An 18,219-nucleotide genomic window follows, 5' to 3' on the forward strand; every position below is an offset into this window, starting at 1 on the left:
TATTTTTTACGAAATTTCCTTTATTTTTTCAGAAAATTGCTAGTTTAAGCACCAAATCCTAATTGATAGTGGACATGACTTTGACCGCTTCCAGTCGTTTTGACCTGTAGTTGATCAGGGATTCGTTCTTGCAATTCTTTAACATGGCTGATAATTCCAATTATCCGGTGCTGATTTTCTACCGTTTCGAGCGCATCCAATGCAGTTTCCAGTGCATCTTCGTCTAAAGAACCAAAACCTTCATCAATAAACAGTGCGTCAATTTCAATGCCACCTGCTTCTTGTTGAATTACTTCACCTAAAGCAAGTGCCAAGGTCAACGCCGCAATGAAACTTTCACCACCTGATAACGTATGGACGCTACGGACAGCACCACAATTGTCATCATAAACATCGATTTCTAACCCAGTATCTGTCCGGTAGCTGCCACCTTTAGTTCTTAATTGAAATTGGTAACGTCCCTGAGTTAATTCACTTAAGCGTTGATTGGCAACTTGTAAAACTTCCTTTAAATAGGTCTGTAAAACGTAACGTTCTAAACTTAATTTTTGCGTGCCATCACCATTTGCCACTTCAGCTAACTGCGTTAATTCACTTAACGCAGCTAATTGTTGTTGAATACCAGTCAGCTGCTGGGTGGCTTGAGTCAAGACTTGTTGATTTTGTTGACAATCAGCCTTTAATTGGTAGTAGGCTTTTTCTCGTTGCCGCAGTACCGCTGTTACTTGGGCCAATTGCTGTTTCAAAGCGGCCAAATCAGGTTGTTGGGTCACAGTTAACCGTTGTCGCAAACTTTGTAATTGTGCTTTAACTTGAACTAATTGTTCATGATACTGCGTCAACTGTTGTCGCTTAGCAGCCAATTGCGGTAAGGCGGCCAATAATTGCAGCAGTTGTGTCCAAGTTTTTCCTGCTGTTTGTAGTTTTTGGTCCCGTTTAGTGCGCAATTGTTGCAATGTTTGTTTAATCAATACTAATTGTTGTGTTTGATCCTTAATCTCTGTTTGGTTGACCAAAACTGCATTGGCTGTTTGCTGTTGTTGCTGAGTTGCAGCCGCCATGGCTTGCTCTGCAGTGGTAATCGCTTGCTGCAATGTCTTTAAATGCTGTTGCAACGCAGCTTCATCAGGATAAGCTGCTGGCAATTGTGCTTGCTTGGATTGTTGCTGCGCTTTGATTTCATACTGTTGCTGTTGTGCTTGCTGCATTTGGGTTTGCTGCTTGATTCGGTGTTGTTCGTTAGTCGTCAATTCAACGTTTACTTGTGTCAACTGCTCCTGAGCACTTTCAATGTTTGCTTGTGCTGCTTGTGCCCGCTTCAAATCAGTTTGCGTTTGCTGACTTTGCTGGGCAATTTGAGCGGCCACTGCCGTGATCGATGTTGTTGCAGCTAACTCGGCTTGCCGAGCTAAAGCTGTGCAAGCTTGCTGCCAAGTTTGTCGCTGTGTGTGCAATGTTTTTACCGTACTAGCAACTTGTCCTGCCAAATTAGCGGCGGCTGCCTCAGCTTGTTGCCATTGCTGTTCTGCTCTTTGGTAGTCCTTTTCGCTGACTGGTGCTACTGCTTTTACTGCCGTCAGCGGGTGGGTGGTTGCCCCACAAACGGGACAAGGTTGTCCGGGCAGTAAGTCTTGTTGTAACCGGGCAATTTGCGTCGCTGCCCAATCACTTTTTATTTGCAAATAAGCTTGTTTCTTGATTGCCCGTTGTTGATTTAACTTTTCTAGTTGGGCCTGTTGTTGGCTAAGTGCTGCTGCTTGTGCAGTGAGTTGCTCATCTTGCTGTTGTAAGTCCTGCACCTGTTTTTGTAGCTGCTGTTGCGTTTGCTGTTGTTGTGTTAACTGCGACAACTGACGGCTGACTTGCGACGCCTGAGACAGCTTTTTTTCTAATTGCTGTCGCTGCTGTGTCAGTTTTGACTGGGCAGCAACTAATTGCTGCTGTTGCGCTGTTGCTTGCGCCACTGTTTGCTCAGCTCGCTGGGCTTGGGTTTTCAATTGCGTCAGCTCTTGGTACAGCGGCAATAATTGCTGCTCATGCTGTAGTTGCGTTTGCCGTTTAGTCTGTGCAGGTGCTTGTTGCTGCAGGGCGGTTAATTGAGCTTGCGCTTTTTTGGCAGTTTGCTGTAATGGCGTTTGTTTGGCCTGCAATCTTGCTAAATTTTCAGTTAGCGTTTGCTGCTGTTGCGTAGTTTGCTGATAACGTTGGACCAGTGCATGACAGCTTTGCGCCCATTCCAATGCACTAATTTCTTTTTGTAACGCCGTCATTTCTGGCTGTTTGGCAGTTAGTTCTGCTAAAGTTGCTTGCTTTTGAGCTTGTTCAACCAGCCACTTGGCCTGTTGTTGGGCCTGGGTTAAAGCATCCCGTTGCCTTTGTTCATCTGTTTGTGCTTGTTGCCAGCGATCCTTTGCTGTTGCCAATTGTGTTTTTAGCTCGGTAAGTTGTTGGTGCAATGCAGCGACGACATCATTAGGGTTAGCCGCCGTCGCGGCGGTTTGATAGGCTGCCGTCCAGTGTGCTTGCTGCAAAGTGGCATTGACTTGTTGATTTGCCTTGGTCAAAGCCGCAGCTGCCGTTTGCCGTTGCTTTTTAAGCTGCTGAGCCCAATTTGCATAAATCTGAGTGCCAAACAAATGGCGCAGCACTTTTTCTTTATGATTACTATCGGACATTAAAAATTTGCGGAATTCACCCTGAGGTAACAACACGATTTGTGCAAATTGATCAGCATCCAAATGTAGCAGCGCTTTGATGTATTGATTGACTTTCGTTACTTTAGTGAGTTCATCAACTTCTTTTTCAGCTGCATAAACTTGTAAAGTCACTTTAGCCGGATGATTGCGATAACCCTTTCCGCGCTTTTTTGGCACTAATTGGTCTGGCTGGCGCGTAACCACATATTGGCGTTGGCCGTGGGCAAAGTGCAATTCAACTTGTGTTAACTCGCCAGGAGCAGCAAAATCAGAACGCAACATTTTACCATCACGTTCTCGCCCAGAAGTTTCACCAAACAAGCTGTAGCATAAAGCATCAAAAATGGTCGTTTTTCCGCTGCCAGTTTTACCACTGATTAAAAATAAGGGTAAACTGTCAAAACGAGTAAAATCCACTGTTTCCTGCGCATAAGGTCCAAAATTTGTCATGGTCAGCTTTAATGGTCGCATTATTTGTCCTCCTTTCGTGCTGCTTTTAATGCGCTAGTCGCCCATTTTTCTTGCTGCGTAGTTAAAGCCTGCCCAGTAGTCTCTTTGAAAAAGTCACTCAGCAACGCTTCTGGGGCTAAGCGGCGAATCTTTTTTACCTGCGTCGGCGCAACATCCCGCCCATTTTTACGGGTTAAGCTAATGATGTGCGGATAGATTTGCCGTAATGTTTGCATCACGTTGGGAATCACTTTGGTGTCCGTTAAATTAATCGCTAAGTAAGCGTCGCGGTCTTGCTTGTTATAAAAGGCCGGTGTCGTCAGTTCCGCAAAACTTGCCGTCAGTTCTTGCAAATCACGTTTCGGCGTTAAAGGCAGAAACTGCGTTTGAAACGGATCCGTGTCCACTAACCAGACGCCTTTTTGCTGATTAGCCTCTGAAACTGAAAACTTTAGTGGGGAGCCGCTATATTTAATCCGTGGTTCATGCAGTGCCGTTTGATTGTGTAAATGCCCTAACGCAACGTAATCAAACTTTTGCAAAGCAGTTAGCGGCACGGCATCTAAGCCGCCAACAGTTAATGCAGTTTCAGAATCACTTTTCTGACTCCCTGCCGCAAAGAAGTGAGCCACTAACACCTGTTGCTTGTCTGGTGCAAATTGCGCTTGCATCGTCTGTACAATTTTTGGCATAGCTTGAGCAATTGTGTGAATTTTAGGATCTGCAAAATATTCACGAGCTGCAAACGGCTCAAAATAGGGCAGTAAAAAGAATTGTGTCTTTTTAATTTCAATTGGGGTAAATGCTTGCGCTAATTTTGTATGTAAATAAAACTGTGTCGCCTTAAACCAAGGCCGGCCTGTATCTAGGCGAATGGCGCTATCGTGATTTCCTGAAATCACTAATAAGGGTAATTTTGCCTTTAAATTAATCGTCTGTAGCATCCGGTTAACTGCGGCAACTGCCTGCTCGTTAGGTAATGCGCGGTCATAAATATCACCAGCCACTACCACCGCATCGACTTGGTACTGCTGGGCTAATTTTAAAATCTGTTGAAAAGCAGCTTCTTGTTCTGCTTGTAATGAATACGCGTGCAATTTTTTGCCAATATGCCAATCTGCTGTGTGCAAAAAGCGCATGCCAACACCTCCATGACGTTACCATACCTAGGGAAACATACGTTTGTCAAGGTCACTTAAAATGAGGTTAACCATCATCGTAATAGTTAACCTCATACCCGATTAAAATTAATTATAATCACATTTTATGACCAATTACTGGTACTTACTAGTTAATCGCTGCCGTAAACGTGGTTTAACAAGCAGCTGTTTCCGTTTGCCATGCTTCAACTCGGCGGTTTGCGCCATAGTTGAATGGTCAACGTCTGTAGCATGAAAGATTTTCGGCACGAAAATCTCCCTTTTTTGCGGAATAGTAGCTACAAATCGGAACCATTTGCTTCGCAAATAGCCCCGATTTTAGGCTAATACTCAACAGCTAAGCGCTTGTTAAACCACTCTTTCGTCATATACTAGTTCTATTTGGCTTTTGTGGGGAGCAAAGTTTATACTGCTGATGGGTTGTTGTAATATTTTTTGGTACTCATCTAATACATCTGCTGGTAACGGTGTAAATTGATGCAGTTCATCAATTACTTGCGTTGTTGTGGTCATGGTTTGTAAATCAATGAAAATGCGGATCTTACCCAGTACATCTGACAGTAAATCTGTTAAAACACTGTTGGGTTTCCCTGTTTTGTCAGTCATCACAATTTGCTGCACGTCCACTGGCACGTGATTGATGGTTACCATTTTCAATACGTCAAATACCGTTATCATCCTCGACACCTCACCATTTTTATCGCTACTTTATCCCTCATTATAGCTGTCTAACGCTAAATAAGCTACCTCGAATCCAACCGCCAAAGTAGCGTCTTAAAGACATAACGTTGTTTTGCCACTATCTGTGTGCGGCCAGCAAATTTTTGTTGCAACCACTGATTAAAACGCAGCTGCTGCCGCCAATTTAATTGATCTAACCACTCAGCACGCAACATTTCAGGTGTCACTGCTTCTGTTAACTGATAAGTAAACTGCTTCTGCCACGGTTGAAAGCCCAATTGCCGAACGACTTGCTGATAAGCTGTAAAAATCGCTGCATCGTCAGTTGGATCATATTCTGGCGTTATGGTCAGTAATTTTTGAATCTCTGCTGTCAAACTATCGTGATGAACCACCGCACGATTTAACACCGCATATTTTGTTGCTAAGCGACTGAAAGCAGCCACTGCAGCGGGTTCTAAAGGGAGCATACTGGCAAACACCACTTGGGCGCGCGGTTTAAGCGCAAGTTGCTGCCATGCACCTAAGTTAACTGTCACATTGGTTAACTTAGCCGCTTTTATTTTCTGCTGCGCATAAGCTAACATGCGCCGTGAAATATCATTGATGATAACCTGCTGGGCAACGTGGGCAAATGGTAACGCAAAGCGTCCTGCGCCCCCACCAACATCTAACACTTGGGCGTGTGGCAGGATTTGCTGTTGGCACAAATAAGCGGTTAAATCAGTGGTAATGACCAAACGTGATTCATTTTGCGCCGCCACATAATCTGGTGCAAATTCATTCCAAAAAGCAGCGATTTGTTGGTTATTCATTTAAATCTTCACACTTTCTGTCGCTAATTAATATCACACATTGCTTTTTATAATATACCGTAATCGATTCAGCGTCGCCTACTCAACATTAGATTGCTTGGATCACTAGACAAACAGTGACTAAAGCCACCTAAAATGCTTGCTTCAACTGATAGGCAGTAGTTAAGCCAGTTCTAATCTGGACTAAGCTTTGTTGACACCGCTGTTGTAAGGCTTCAACACTGGCTGTTTCTTTTTGATCCGTCAATGCTGCTGCCAATGTGGTCAAACTAGTGACATAAGTTTGGTATAGTGAGACTAACAGTTTATGTTGCTGCTGATATTGAACCGGTACTTCTAATGCTTGAAACCGGTGAATCAACTTTTTAAAATTCATCAAGCTACGTTGAAAATTGACTGCTAGTGCTTGACGTTCAGCATCCGCTGCTTTTCCAGTTGGCAACGCCTGATAGTGTTGGTAATAATCACGAAAACCTTGAACGTACATCTTTAATTTCGTAATCATAAAAGTCACACATTGTAAATAGCGCCGTTGTAAGTCGATTTGCGTCATCTTAATGTCTCCTTATTATTTAATTAATTCATTCAATCTAGCATTAAATAATAGGGGTCGCAATAAAAATGCTGTATGCTAATAAAAGCGCTAAGAGACAATCGTTTCTTGGACAGGAACTAGGAGTTGTATCATAATGAGAGTAAATCTCACTGGTAAAGGAAGATCATTTCATGCAAGTAATGACAATTAATCAGTTTGGTAGCGCTAAAGCTTTAACCATTCAGAAACGGTCCAAGCCAGCAATCAGCGCCACTCAAGTTCTGGTTAAAGTTCATGCATTTTCAGTTAGTCAATTAGACGTGTCACTACGAACCGGCCAGTTAAAGGGTAAAATCAACGCTGAATTTCCTTTAACCAGTGGTTGGGATTTAGCGGGCGAAATCATTGCGGTGGGAGAACAGGTCACTGATTTTCTTGTTGGCGATGCTGTTTTAGCACATTTGCCTTTGACCACGCCAGGTGCTGCAGCAGAATACGTTGCCGTAGAAGCGGCGCACTTAGCCTATAAACCTAAAAACGTTTCTTTTTCTTCGGCAGCAGCCTTGCCCAGTGCCGGCTTAACTGCTTGGCAAGCCATTGTTACCCACTTGGCCGTTTATCAAGGCGAGCAGCTTCTGATCACCGCCGCAGCCACCTGTACTGGGCAATTGGCAACGCAATTAGCCGTTGGAATCGGTGCACAGGTAACTCTGATCGCTCCCCACGACGCTAAAGCTTTAAAACAAACCGGTGTCCAAATTTATGAAAGCACCGCTACTATCCAACAAAAATTTGCCGCCATTTTAGACTTAGCTGTACCACCGTTAAACAACCGTGATTTTTTAAGGCCAGACGGTACTTATTTTGCGGCCGGATCTGCCTTTTGCCCCCAAGCGGATGGCACAGAATTACAGCATTTAGTCGACTTACTCAGTCATGAAAAATTAGCCCTCACCATTAAACGCCAATTACCTTTTTCCGAATTAGGTTTAATTACCGCACAACGTTTAGTTGAAGCTGGGCCTGAAACCGGGAAAATCGTCGTTAACGTGATTGCTGATTAATACTATTAAGCCGTTGATGCTTTAAACTAGGAAAAATCCAAACATCAGCGTAACCGACAATGGTGCCTTGAAACAGTAAAGCAAAAATAGTCCCAATATTGACCGCATGAATTTGGTGCGTCAGTAATACTAACACCACAATCACAATAATCGGCGGTGTATAAGCGGCCAGTTGTGCTTTAACTGCATTGCCACGCAAATACTTAAAGCGCATAATCTGCATCATATCATCAAGTGGGTGTAAAATAAGGTTTACCCGTTGATAAATTGAAATTGCAACGCCAATTAGCACCACACCAAATAAATCTAGGATGATTTGGGCAATTAAGGGTAAATGCGTTAAATGAACTGGCCGTAACAGCGTGGTAAAAAAGCCCACTAAATAACTAAACGGCAGCATAAACAACAAATTACCCGCAATACGACGTAAATCAACTTCGCGCAACATGCAGATATTTGCTATGATGCCAAAGACACCTTCCATGACTAACACTAAAGTTAAGGAAATCGGAATCACATAAATTAAATTTACCGCTGCAGCCGTCCACAAGGCACTACCTAAATTCAAAATCACTGTGAACGCGTTACCTAATGCATTAATCAACACTGAAAAAGTCAGGTAAAAAATTTGTTGCCCGACAGTTAACTTTTTAACAGCCATTTCATTCTCCTTTTTAATGTCATCTTTACTTGATTTGGTTTCAATTTAACAAATTTTCAATTAAAGTCATCCTACGAGTCAGTATACTGCCAAAATAAAATGTTACCAAACTGTAATCAGATTTAGTGGCTAAATCGCTGTTTTTTTAAACAATATTCAGTACAATTAAAGTAGTTAATCGGAAGGAACTGAGAATCGCTACAAACCAAAACTTACCGATTTACAATTATTTAGGACAGCTAATTCAGCTACAGCTCAATGTGCGCTATACTTTAGGGATTAAGGATGATTACATTTTAGCGCTCGAACCTGGGCAAAAACAGCTACGACTGCCTAATCTATTGGCTGCTTCAGCAGCACGTGTTTAAATTCAATCGTCAACAAGCAATTGTTGCAAGGAGGAAGTCATCATGACATGGGGAATTATTTCAACTTGGCAAATGAGCCTAAGTGGCGTTGCTAAAGCTGCAGAACAATTAGATAGTGGTCGGCCCAGCGGCGATGCCATTCAAACGGCCATTGAAGATGTAGAAAGCAATCCGGCTTTCAAAAGTGTCGGCTATGGTGGCTTACCGAATGCAGAAGGCACCGTCGAAATGGATGCCGCATTTATGAACGGTGACACTTTAAGTATTGGTGCAGTCGCTGCTTTACACGATTTTGCCCACCCCATCGCGATTGCCCGCAATTTATCCCACGAACAACTCAACAATTTCTTAGTGGGCAGCGGTGCCGATGATTACGCCCAACGGCATGGCTTTACTGGTAAGAACATGCTCACCACCGATATGCAGCGTTATTGGGGCAAACAAGTCCGTAAAAACGCGACCCGGCACGATGTCTTAAACACGCACGACACAGTTTCGGCAATTAGTTTAGATTACCGCGGGCGGTTGCACACTGGCACTTCAACCACTGGTATTTTCATGAAAGCTAAAGGACGGGTTGGCGATGCACCACTGCCTGGCGCTGGTTTCTACTGTGATAATCAGGTGGCTGGTGTGGTGACCACAGGTTTAGGTGAAGATTTGATGAAAGGCATGTTGCCCATTCGGATTAATGAACTGATCCGCAATGGTGCGACACCCCAAGAAGCTTGCAACCAAGTGGTTTACCCATTTGTCGATGCTTTATATCAGCGTAGTGGCCACATTGGCGCCGTATCCGTCATCGCCTTAGATAAAAAAGGTGATTGGGGAGTAGCTACCAACACCGCATTTACGTTTGTTGTGGCTACCGATCAGTTAGCACCGACGATTTTCAAAGCTGAACGCGGTAAAAACAATACCACCGTTATCGATGAAAAAAACGTTTAGCGGCTATCTTTGTGGTGCGGAACGAATTTTACTGGCGCCAGCACCGGCAACATTTCAGTTAACGTTGCAATTTAGCGCCCGACAGTGTCCAACATTATATTTACCAACGGATAATCAACGCCAAGTGCCCGTCAAATTAATCGTTAACGCGGCTCACCACCACTTACAGCTCCAAAGCAAATCACTGCAGCAAACTTGGTTATTATTTCCTAGTTTACACCCTAAATTAAAAGTAACTGTTGAACCGACTGGTTTCAGCTGGCAATATGGGTGGCAAAACCACCAAGTTGCTTTAAAGCGACTGGCTTCACAGCGTTTGGTTATTTTAGCTAGTCAACAGCCTTTAGACTATCACCTGACGATTATGAGTTAAGATGTAAGCCACGACTTTCAAATTGAAAGTTGTGGCTTTTTTGCGCGACCGCATCATTTTCACAGCACTTCAGTAGCATAAATCACTGCAGAGACTTACACTAGACACATTGACCAAAAACTGAGGAAGGACTGGTTATGACCTATGCCAACTCAAAAAATCGATCACATTGAAGTTCGGGGCGGAAATGTTCATAATTTAAAAAATATTGATGTCGACATTCCGCTGAATCAATTTGTTGCTATTTCGGGCTTGTCTGGTTCAGGTAAAAGTTCATTAGCGATGGGCATTTTATATGCCGAAGGTTCCCGGCGCTATTTAGATGCACTCTCAACCTATACACGACGCCGAATTAGTCAAAACAAACGTTCTAACGTACAAGAAGTCCGGCACATTCCTTCTGCAATTGCTTTAAAACAACGGCCTAATGTCCCTTCTGAACGTTCTACAGTGGGATCGATGAGTGAAATTTACAACGTGGTGCGGCTTATTTTTTCCCGCTTAGGGTCGGTAGTCTGTCCCAACGGTCACCGCTTGCCACCTAGTTTAAAAATTGCCCAAGCGATGGATTTGCCTAATCAACCAGATAGCGGTATGGGCATGCTGACTTGCCCGGTTTGTGGTGTCCAATTTATGGCTCATTCCGCAGAAGATTTTGCGTTTAACGCTGGTGGTGCTTGTCCAAAATGCCACGGTACCGGCCAAGTTCGCGAGTTAGATGAAGCCAAATTAATTGGTGATGAGAACAAATCTCTGGCAGAAGGCGCCGTTGCTTCCTGGCATTTACCAGGGCGTAATTTTATGCCCACCATCGCCGCTAGCATGGGCGTTCGCATTGATGTGCCTTATAAAGACTTATCTGCCAAAGAAAAGCACTTAGTCTTGTACGGCGAAAAAAAGCAGTACCATGTGGACTTCCACACCTCTACCGGCCGAGTGTTCCATGCTGATAAAGCATTATACGAGAACGCCCACGCCGCAGTGTTAGACTCATTAAAAACTTCTAAAAGTGAACGTTCCATCAAAAAAATCAACCGTTTCTTCCACTTTTCAACTTGTCCAGTGTGCCACGGCTCCCGGCTAAATCCCGACTTACTCTCCCAATTAGTGGGTGAGAAAAACATTGCCCAGGTCAGTGCCTTGACGTTAGGGGATTTACCAACTTGGCAAAAAGAAACCATGCGCACTTTACCAGCTGACATGCACAACATGGCCCAAGTTTTGTTTCAAAATCTAACTGACAATTTAAAACCGTTATTAGAACTTGGTTTAGATTACTTAACTTTAGGACGAGCTGGCAACACATTATCGACAGGTGAATTACAGCGAATTCAATTAGCCAAAACATTGCGCACTGAAACTACCGGTGTTCTTTATGTTTTAGATGAGCCTTCCATTGGCTTACACCCTGACAACATCAAAGGGTTAATCAATATTTTTCGCGCGTTAATTGCACAAGGCAACTCACTAGTGGTGGTCGATCATGAAGTCGCGATTATCAACGCCGCTGACTGGGTGATTGAGATCGGCCCTGGCTCTGGTGATGCTGGCGGTCAAGTCATTGCACAAGGAACTCCCAAATCATTAGCCAAGGCACCACATTCGCTAATCAGTCCCTTTATGACTGGAACAGCGGATATTTTACATACCAAAGTCAAAACCCAAAGCGCCGCGATGACGACCCAATTAAAAGTGGACGGTTATTTTAATTTAAAAAACATTGATGTCACCATCCCGGGGAATCAAATCACCACTGTCACTGGTTTTTCTGGTGCTGGCAAAACCAGTCTAATTTTGGACAGTTTAGTGCCAGCAATCCGGCAGCGTAAACAAGGTGAAGGACTCCCGTCACAGGTCAAACAATTAAAAACCAAATTAACCGATGTTGTGAGTGTGGACTCAAAACCGGTGGGGAAAAATGCCCGCTCAACTTTAGCCACTTACACCACCATTATGGATCAACTGCGCCACCTATTTGCGCAATTACCAGCTGCCAAAGCGAAACATTACGGCATCGCCTATTTTTCTTACAATAATAAACAAGGCGCTTGCCCGCATTGTGGCGGTGTCGGCAGCATCACGTTAGACATTCAATATTTACCTGACATGGTGGAAGTCTGCCCATACTGTCACGGCAAACGTTTTAACCCAGAAATCCAAAAAATCCGCTGGAATGGCTATTCGATTGTTGATTTACTGGACTTATCGGTTAAAGAAGCGTTACCCATTTTCAAAAAAGTGCCGGCCATCTACCGGCAATTACGCTTACTAGATGAAATTGGCCTTAACTACTTACATCTAGGCGAAAGCACCCCGGCTTTATCTGGTGGTGAAGCCCAACGGTTAAAATTAGTGAACCAATTAAATAAAAAACAAGCCAACACATTGTTTGTCTTTGACGAACCTTCCGTTGGCTTACACCCAAAAGACATTCAGACTTTGCTAGGTGTGATGAATCAACTTAAAAGTAAAGGTGCTACCATCATTATCATTACACATGATTTAGATTTAATGCTCAATGCAGACTACTTAATCGATCTCGGCCCTAAAGGTGGTGCCGCTGGCGGCCGCGTCATGGCAACTGGCCAACCATTAAACTTAGTTCAAACTGAGCCAGCACCTAGTTTAACCTTGCAATACCTTAAAGCGCACGCGCAAAAATTTAACGTCCAGGCTTAATTAGCATCAATTACGACACTAAAAAACGGGGACAATTCACATCAGTGAGTTGTCCCCGTTTTTATCGTTAAAATTACTAATTGACTGCTTTTCAAAACCTAAGCTTCAAGCTAATAGCCATTTCTAATCATTTTAGCCAAAGAAACTCAACGATAACCAAAGTCCCAATAAAGTGACAAATAAAACTGGGATGGTGATGGTAATCCCAATCTTAAAGTAAGTTCCCCAAGCAATCTTGACATTTTTTTGTGCTAAAACATGTAACCAAACTAATGTGGCTAAGGAACCGATCGGCGTGATCTTAGGTCCTAAATCCGAACCGATAATATTGGCGTAAACCAATGATTGCTGCAGCAAGCCGCTAACATTAGCTTCTTTAATCGATAAGGCGTTGATCATCACCGTTGGCATGTTGTTCATAGCTGACGATAAGAATGCGGCCAAATAACCCATCCCCATGGTCGCAACAAAACGGCCCCCGGCGACGAAATGCTTGATGACTTGCGCCAATAAGACGGTTAAACCAACATTTTGTAGTCCATAAACCACGACGTACATCCCGATGGAAAAGAAAACAATGTTCCACGGCGCACCTTTAATCACCGCTTTAGTGTTCACAAATTGACTGCGCTGGCCGATCAACAAGAAAATAGCCGCAATACTTAATGCAATAAACGAAACTGGGATGTTTAAGAAACTGCTACTGAAATAACCCACTAATAACGCAGCTAAAACAACCCAAGCCACTTTAAACATCACCGGGTCTTTAATCGCTGTTTTCGGAGGCGCAATCTTTGTTGCGTCATAGTGTTTTGGCAGCGCCTTTCTAAAATAGAAGTACAAAATACTAATACTTGCGACTAATGAAAATAAGTTTGGCAGCCACATTTTCAGCGCATAAGCTGAAAAGGTGATCCCAAAGAAATCAGCCGACACAATGTTGACTAAATTACTAACCACTAAAGGCAGCGAGGTGGCATCAGCGATGAAGCCACTGGCAATCACAAAGGGAAAAATTTTGCGCTCATCAAAATCTAACGCCCGCACCATGGCTAAAACAATCGGCGTTAAAATTAATGCTGCGCCATCATTGGCGAATAAAGCGGCGACAATCGCCCCTAGCACCGCAATTAACACAAACATTTTAATCCCGTTGCCTTTAGCTAACCGGGCCATGTGTAAAGCTGCCCACTCAAAGAAACCAATTTCATCTAAAATCAACGAAATCAAAATAATCGCCACAAATGACAAGGTCGCATTCCAAACGATACCCGTTACCGTGCCAACGTCATGAAGCGTTACTACGCCAAAAATTAAAGCTAGTACAGCCCCGCCAATGGCAGACCAACCAATGGACAACCCTTTAGGCTGCCAAATCACCAAAACTAATGTTAATAAGAAAATCAAAATTGCCCAAAAAACTTGCATAATGCCTCCACTAATCCTTTATTTTGATCTAAAACTATTTTTAACGTAATTGTGTTTGCTCAAAATCACTTTGCCAAGGGATAACCGCAAAATGTTGCTGAGACAATGAGCGCACCTTTTCAATCCACGGGATTTCATTTTGTGCCCGCGCTTGCAGACAATCATTTGTCGTTGCTGTCGCTAACATGCTCTGGTTAACCACCCACCAAGTATGGGCAATTCCCGCGCGCTTTAAATCTACTTTTAACCGCAACGATTCATAAACGGGGGTCGTTTCTGGCAATGTCACCATCACAATTTCGGTTTGTGTCTGGTCCCGTAAGCGTGGTAGTAATTCAGTAATGGCTGGCGGTACATCACCAGTAGTTCGTGCCACCTCTTTGACGTAACGCTGGGTTGAATCTAGTAGCAATAGCGTATGCCCAGTAGGCGCCGTATCAATCACCATCACGTCACAATCTTTTTGGGCCACCATTTCTGCAAAAGCTCTAAACACAGCAATTTCTTGCGTACAAGGTGACCGTAAATCCTCTGCAATGTAGTCTAAATCAGCAGCTTCCATAGTTTGCTTTGCTTGTGTTAGCACTTGATTTTGATAGTCTCGTAAAACCTGTTTTTCGTCAATGTGACTCACACTAAGGCCAGGAACATCCAACTGAAATAAGTTTAAATGATCGGCCGGGTCCGTAGTGGCTAGATGAACCACTTTACCTTGTTGCGCCAAAGCTTTAGCTATTTTTACCGCAACGGTGGTCTTGCCCACACCGCCTTTACCCATGGTGAAAATCAGCCGTTTACCGCTTTGCTTTAAATCAGCAATCACGGACGTTAAATCTGGATAATCGTTAATAGTAGTGTTTTGTAACTTGATTGTGGGCTGTTTTTCCTGTAAAACTTGCTTTAATCGCGTGATACCAACAATGTTATATGGCCGTAAAGGAATCGAATATGCAGGTAATGTAGTCAGGTTAGCTGGCATCTGTGCAAGATCAGACTGTTGTTGTGTAAAGATTGCTTGTGAGGGCCGATCATTAGGCGTTTGCAGCACCCCATTTAGCAATAATATTTGCTGCTTAATTCCTGTATTAGCCAATTCAACCGCTGCCCGTGCCGTTTCTACCAAGGCGGCTTTTTGAGGGCGAGAAACCAACATTAAAGTGGTTAATTGCCTTTGATTTAAAGTCGCTACTGCCTGCTGGTACATGGCTTTTTTATCACCTAAACCCGCTAATTGACCTAAACAAGAAGCCCCATGCGTATTTTCATCTAAGTATTGATTCCACGCGGCTGGTAACTGCAACATTCTTAACGCATGCCCAGTTGGTGCCGTATCAAAGATAATATAATCAAATTGCTGCTTGATGTCCGGATCCGTTAAAAAATGAGCAAATTCATTAAAAGCGGCCACTTCAACGGTACAAGAACCGGATAATTGTTCTTCCATGTTCGCAATCGCTGCTTCCGGTAATAATTTTCGGTAAGGGGCAACCACACTTTCCTTATATTCCGCCGCTGCAGTGACGGGATCGAAGTTTGCTGCCCACAAACCAGCGATTTGCGAAATTTGGCGGGGTTTATTGGTTAGTTCAGTGTGAAAAACATCTTGCAGATTACTGGCTGGATCAGTTGACACTAGCATGACTTGTTTACCAGCAGTTGCCAAATTAACTGCCGTGGCACTGGCAATCGTGGTCTTGCCCACACCACCTTTACCAGTAAAGAAAAGATAGGGCGTTAATGCTAAACGCTGCGGAAAATAATTTTTCATGTCACTCGCCTCCAATTGACTGTCCCTTACATAGACCTCTATCTATGTATAAAGCAAAAAGATAGGCCATTTATGCATGGTTAAGCATAAATAAGCCCAAATAACCTGTTAACAACACCCACCATTATCCTTGGTTCCAGCCGTTTCAGTTTGTGCTAAAGACACATGGGTTAGCTGGGATAATTCTGCAAGTGATGGGTAAGCCCCTTTTTTCACAATTTTATGGTCCACTAAAGTAAGCGGTAATGCTTCAGCTCCATCGGCCTTGATTGCTGCTAAAACGGCTTCATTTTGACTGAAAGCTTTAGGATCTTGGCTGAGGTTAAACCGCTTTGCGGTAACACCCGCTGTTTTTTGTAATGTTTCAAAGGCTGTCGTAATCATCAGTAACTCCGGATCAACCGTTGGTCCACAGACTCCAGTTGAACAGCACAGTGCGCGTTCATAAAGTGTAATTTCCATGACTCGTCAACTCCTTTAGCCTAATTTTGGGCCTGATGGCAGATACAATCTGCATCCGCACGCAATAATGAATCAGTATTTTGTTTAAACGTCGTAATAAAATTAGGATCTAACCAATAATGCTGCCACTTGCCCGTTTTCTTCGCCTTAACAATCCCAGCTTTTTGAAGAATCTTCATGTGGTGGGATAAAGTCGGCTGTGAAAAATCAAAATGCTTTAAAATATCGCAAGCACATAAAGAGCCACAGGATAAAAGATCAATAATTTTTAAACGGTTGGGCTCTGCCATGGCTTTTAACATATCAGAATAATTTTGGTACTTCATGTTTCACCTCGAAGCGTTTACATAGATAGCCATCTATGTAAAGAATACAAACAATTGGACTAGAAGTCAACCTTTTTTAGCAATAAAAAAGGCAGTCCCAGCATTTTACTGAGACTGCCTTATTCTAGTTAAATTAATAAACCGACCATTTATTTAACGGCCAATAACGCCAAATGATCTTGCCTTCAATTTTGCTCCGCGGGACAAAACCAATCAACCGACTATCTTTAGAAATGGGCCGGTTATCCCCCATCACAAAATAACTATCTTTAGGAACCTTAGTAGCATGATTAGTGGCCGCTAATGATTTCAAGGAAAAGTTTTGGGTGAATAGCCCATTATTATCACTGGCCCACTGTTCTTCGTATGCTTTTAAGTACGGTTGATCATATTTTTTACCATTGATGTACATCACATCGTCTTTAGAAGTCACGGTATCGCCAGGTAGACCAATGATCCGTTTAATGTATAGCGCGTTATCCGGCGCGTGCAAAATCACCACATCACCACGTTTCAGGCTAGTATGACGCCAAGCTAATACATAATCATTATTCATAAAATTGGGTGCCATCGAGGGTCCGCTAACATTGTGGGTGGCGATCACAAATGTTTTTAAAACAACGACCACTGCCACTACAATCACAATATCCAGCACTAACCACAGCCAGGATTTTGCAGTTTCTTTTTTCATTGCACGTGACTCCTATTCCTAAATTAGTCAACTTAAACTGAGCAAAAAAATCAACGGCGGCCCACTAGCAACACCGTTAACCGTTCCGTAATTAACCTCTAGTATAAGCCAGTTTGCCTGCCTTTGACAAGCGCTGTTTCTGGCTTTATCGGCCTTAATAACATAAATGCTGCTGCTTTATTTTAGACAATGCTATACTAAGGTTAAAGACAAAATAACTGGAGGGTCGAGTAATGAATGAAAAAGTTGCCGTGATTACTGGTGCTGGACAAGGAATAGGCCGGGCCATCGCAAAAGTATTAGCCGCTGATGGTTTTTTGTCGCTGCTTCTGATATCGTTTTAGCAGCAGCACAGCAGGTGGTTAAAGAAATTAAGCAACAAAACCACCAAGCTGCAGCTTACCAAGCCAATGTGATGTACCGCCATGACATCGCAGAATTGATGCAACAAGTTTACGACCAACACGGCCGAATTGACGTTGTCGTCAACGATGCCGGAATTGTCAAAGTTGGTCCATTAGAAGCGGTCAGCGGTAAAGAACTAGAAGAATTAATGGCTGTCAATGTTAAAGGCGTCTTGTTTGGCACTCAGTTAGCTGCCCATTATATGAAACAACAAAAAACTGGCGGTAAAATTATCAACGCTGCCGGATTGGGCTCGCTAGAAGGGATGCCATTATTGAGCGCGTATTCCGCCAGTAAATTTGCGGTGCGCGGGTTAACTCAAGCTGCGGCCAAAGAATTAGCCCCTTACCACATTACTGTTAACGCTTATTCTCCAGGAATTGTGAAGAGTCCATTGTGGGATATCATCAACGCGCAAACGGAAAAATTAGACCAAACAGCACGCAAAACAGCTTTGCGTCAATTTCATGACCGGATTGCACTGGATCGCATTGAAAAGCCAGAAGACGCAGCTAACCTTGTGAGTTTCTTGGCTAGTGATCGGGCAAGCTACATCACCGGGCAAACTATTGCGGTGGATGGTGGCTTACACATGAATTAATCATCACTAAAAGTAAAAAATTATCATTAAACGAACAAAATCGCATGTGCTGGCGCTTTATTGACTTTTCGAGTTAGTCAAATGCCAGCATTTCTTTTGACTGGAATG

General features: G+C 43.3%; 16 protein-coding genes and 1 pseudogene. 5 read left to right on the forward strand and 12 right to left on the reverse strand.

Translation table 11 applies throughout. The annotated features are described in order from the left end of the window. Positions 1-44: 44 nt before the first annotated feature. The 6 genes from FC24_RS03350 to FC24_RS03370 form a co-directional block, all read right to left on the reverse strand. Entirely contained in the window at positions 45-3,167 is a 3,123-nt protein-coding gene (locus FC24_RS03350) for an AAA family ATPase (protein WP_057873461.1), read from the reverse strand. Further along, positions 3,167-4,285 (reverse strand): exonuclease SbcCD subunit D, encoded by a 1,119-nt coding sequence (locus FC24_RS03355; RefSeq protein WP_057873462.1) that lies wholly within the window; start codon positions 4,283-4,285, stop codon positions 3,167-3,169. Before FC24_RS03355 ends, FC24_RS03350 begins: the two co-directional genes overlap by 1 nt. A 135-nt stretch (positions 4,286-4,420) precedes the next feature. Continuing rightward, positions 4,421-4,555, reverse strand: a complete 135-nt coding sequence (locus tag FC24_RS11875) for a hypothetical protein (protein WP_268872296.1) — start codon at positions 4,553-4,555, stop codon at positions 4,421-4,423. Between the two features lie 99 nt (positions 4,556-4,654). Further along, positions 4,655-4,984, reverse strand: a complete 330-nt coding sequence (locus tag FC24_RS03360) for a hypothetical protein (protein WP_057873463.1) — start codon at positions 4,982-4,984, stop codon at positions 4,655-4,657. Between the two features lie 65 nt (positions 4,985-5,049). Next, positions 5,050-5,802, reverse strand: a complete 753-nt coding sequence (locus FC24_RS03365; RefSeq protein WP_057873464.1) for a class I SAM-dependent methyltransferase — start codon at positions 5,800-5,802, stop codon at positions 5,050-5,052. Between the two features lie 130 nt (positions 5,803-5,932). Continuing rightward, positions 5,933-6,355 carry a hypothetical protein gene (locus FC24_RS03370; RefSeq protein WP_057873465.1) on the reverse strand — a complete coding sequence of 141 codons (423 nt, stop codon included), beginning with the start codon at positions 6,353-6,355 and terminating at the stop codon, positions 5,933-5,935. Positions 6,356-6,528: 173 nt separating this feature from the next. Here FC24_RS03370 and FC24_RS03375 point away from each other — a divergent pair, with 173 nt between their 5' ends. Then, positions 6,529-7,401 (forward strand): NADP-dependent oxidoreductase, encoded by an 873-nt coding sequence (locus tag FC24_RS03375; protein WP_057873466.1) that lies wholly within the window; start codon positions 6,529-6,531, stop codon positions 7,399-7,401. Here the strand turns inward: FC24_RS03375 and FC24_RS03380 are convergent. Next, positions 7,382-8,062, reverse strand: coding sequence for a DUF6198 family protein (locus FC24_RS03380; RefSeq protein ID WP_057873467.1), 681 nt, complete (start codon positions 8,060-8,062; stop codon positions 7,382-7,384). The two genes, FC24_RS03375 and FC24_RS03380, sit on opposite strands and share 20 nt — an antisense overlap. Positions 8,063-8,472: 410 nt before the next feature. On the opposite strand from FC24_RS03380, the gene FC24_RS03385 reads away from it, so the two are divergent. The 3 genes from FC24_RS03385 (at position 8,473) to FC24_RS03395 (ending at position 12,430) form a co-directional block, all read left to right on the forward strand. Continuing rightward, positions 8,473-9,378 carry an isoaspartyl peptidase/L-asparaginase gene (locus tag FC24_RS03385; RefSeq protein ID WP_057873468.1) on the forward strand — a complete coding sequence of 302 codons (906 nt, stop codon included), beginning with the start codon at positions 8,473-8,475 and terminating at the stop codon, positions 9,376-9,378. Further along, entirely contained in the window at positions 9,362-9,751 is a 390-nt protein-coding gene (locus FC24_RS03390; RefSeq protein ID WP_057873469.1) for a hypothetical protein, read from the forward strand. The genes FC24_RS03385 and FC24_RS03390 overlap by 17 nt, the downstream gene beginning before the upstream one ends. Before the next feature lie 144 nt (positions 9,752-9,895). Beyond that, positions 9,896-12,430 carry an ATP-binding cassette domain-containing protein gene (locus tag FC24_RS03395; RefSeq protein WP_057873470.1) on the forward strand — a complete coding sequence of 845 codons (2,535 nt, stop codon included), beginning with the start codon at positions 9,896-9,898 and terminating at the stop codon, positions 12,428-12,430. A gap of 132 nt (positions 12,431-12,562) precedes the next feature. Here FC24_RS03395 and FC24_RS03400 read toward each other — a convergent pair whose 3' ends face one another. From FC24_RS03400 to lepB, 5 genes are all read right to left on the reverse strand, one after another. After that, on the reverse strand, positions 12,563-13,858 hold the full coding sequence (locus tag FC24_RS03400) for an arsenic transporter (protein ID WP_057873471.1): 1,296 nt from the start codon (positions 13,856-13,858) through the stop codon (positions 12,563-12,565). Between the two features lie 40 nt (positions 13,859-13,898). Then, positions 13,899-15,626, reverse strand: a complete 1,728-nt coding sequence (arsA, locus tag FC24_RS03405; protein WP_057873472.1) for an arsenical pump-driving ATPase — start codon at positions 15,624-15,626, stop codon at positions 13,899-13,901. Positions 15,627-15,734: 108 nt separating this feature from the next. Continuing rightward, positions 15,735-16,088: an arsenite efflux transporter metallochaperone ArsD gene (arsD, locus tag FC24_RS03410; RefSeq protein ID WP_057873473.1), complete on the reverse strand. Its 354-nt coding sequence runs from the start codon at positions 16,086-16,088 to the stop codon at positions 15,735-15,737. Positions 16,089-16,108: 20 nt separating this feature from the next. Further along, on the reverse strand, positions 16,109-16,414 hold the full coding sequence (locus FC24_RS03415) for an ArsR/SmtB family transcription factor (protein ID WP_057873474.1): 306 nt from the start codon (positions 16,412-16,414) through the stop codon (positions 16,109-16,111). Between the two features lie 133 nt (positions 16,415-16,547). Then, positions 16,548-17,105, reverse strand: a complete 558-nt coding sequence (gene lepB, locus FC24_RS03420) for a signal peptidase I (protein ID WP_057873475.1) — start codon at positions 17,103-17,105, stop codon at positions 16,548-16,550. A 233-nt stretch (positions 17,106-17,338) separates the two neighbouring features. Here lepB and FC24_RS03425 point away from each other — a divergent pair. Beyond that, positions 17,339-18,111: pseudogene (locus FC24_RS03425) on the forward strand (glucose 1-dehydrogenase). Positions 18,112-18,219 lie beyond the last annotated feature (108 nt).

It is taken from the genome of Loigolactobacillus rennini DSM 20253, assembly GCF_001436505.1.
GTDB classification, from domain to species: domain Bacteria; phylum Bacillota; class Bacilli; order Lactobacillales; family Lactobacillaceae; genus Loigolactobacillus; species Loigolactobacillus rennini.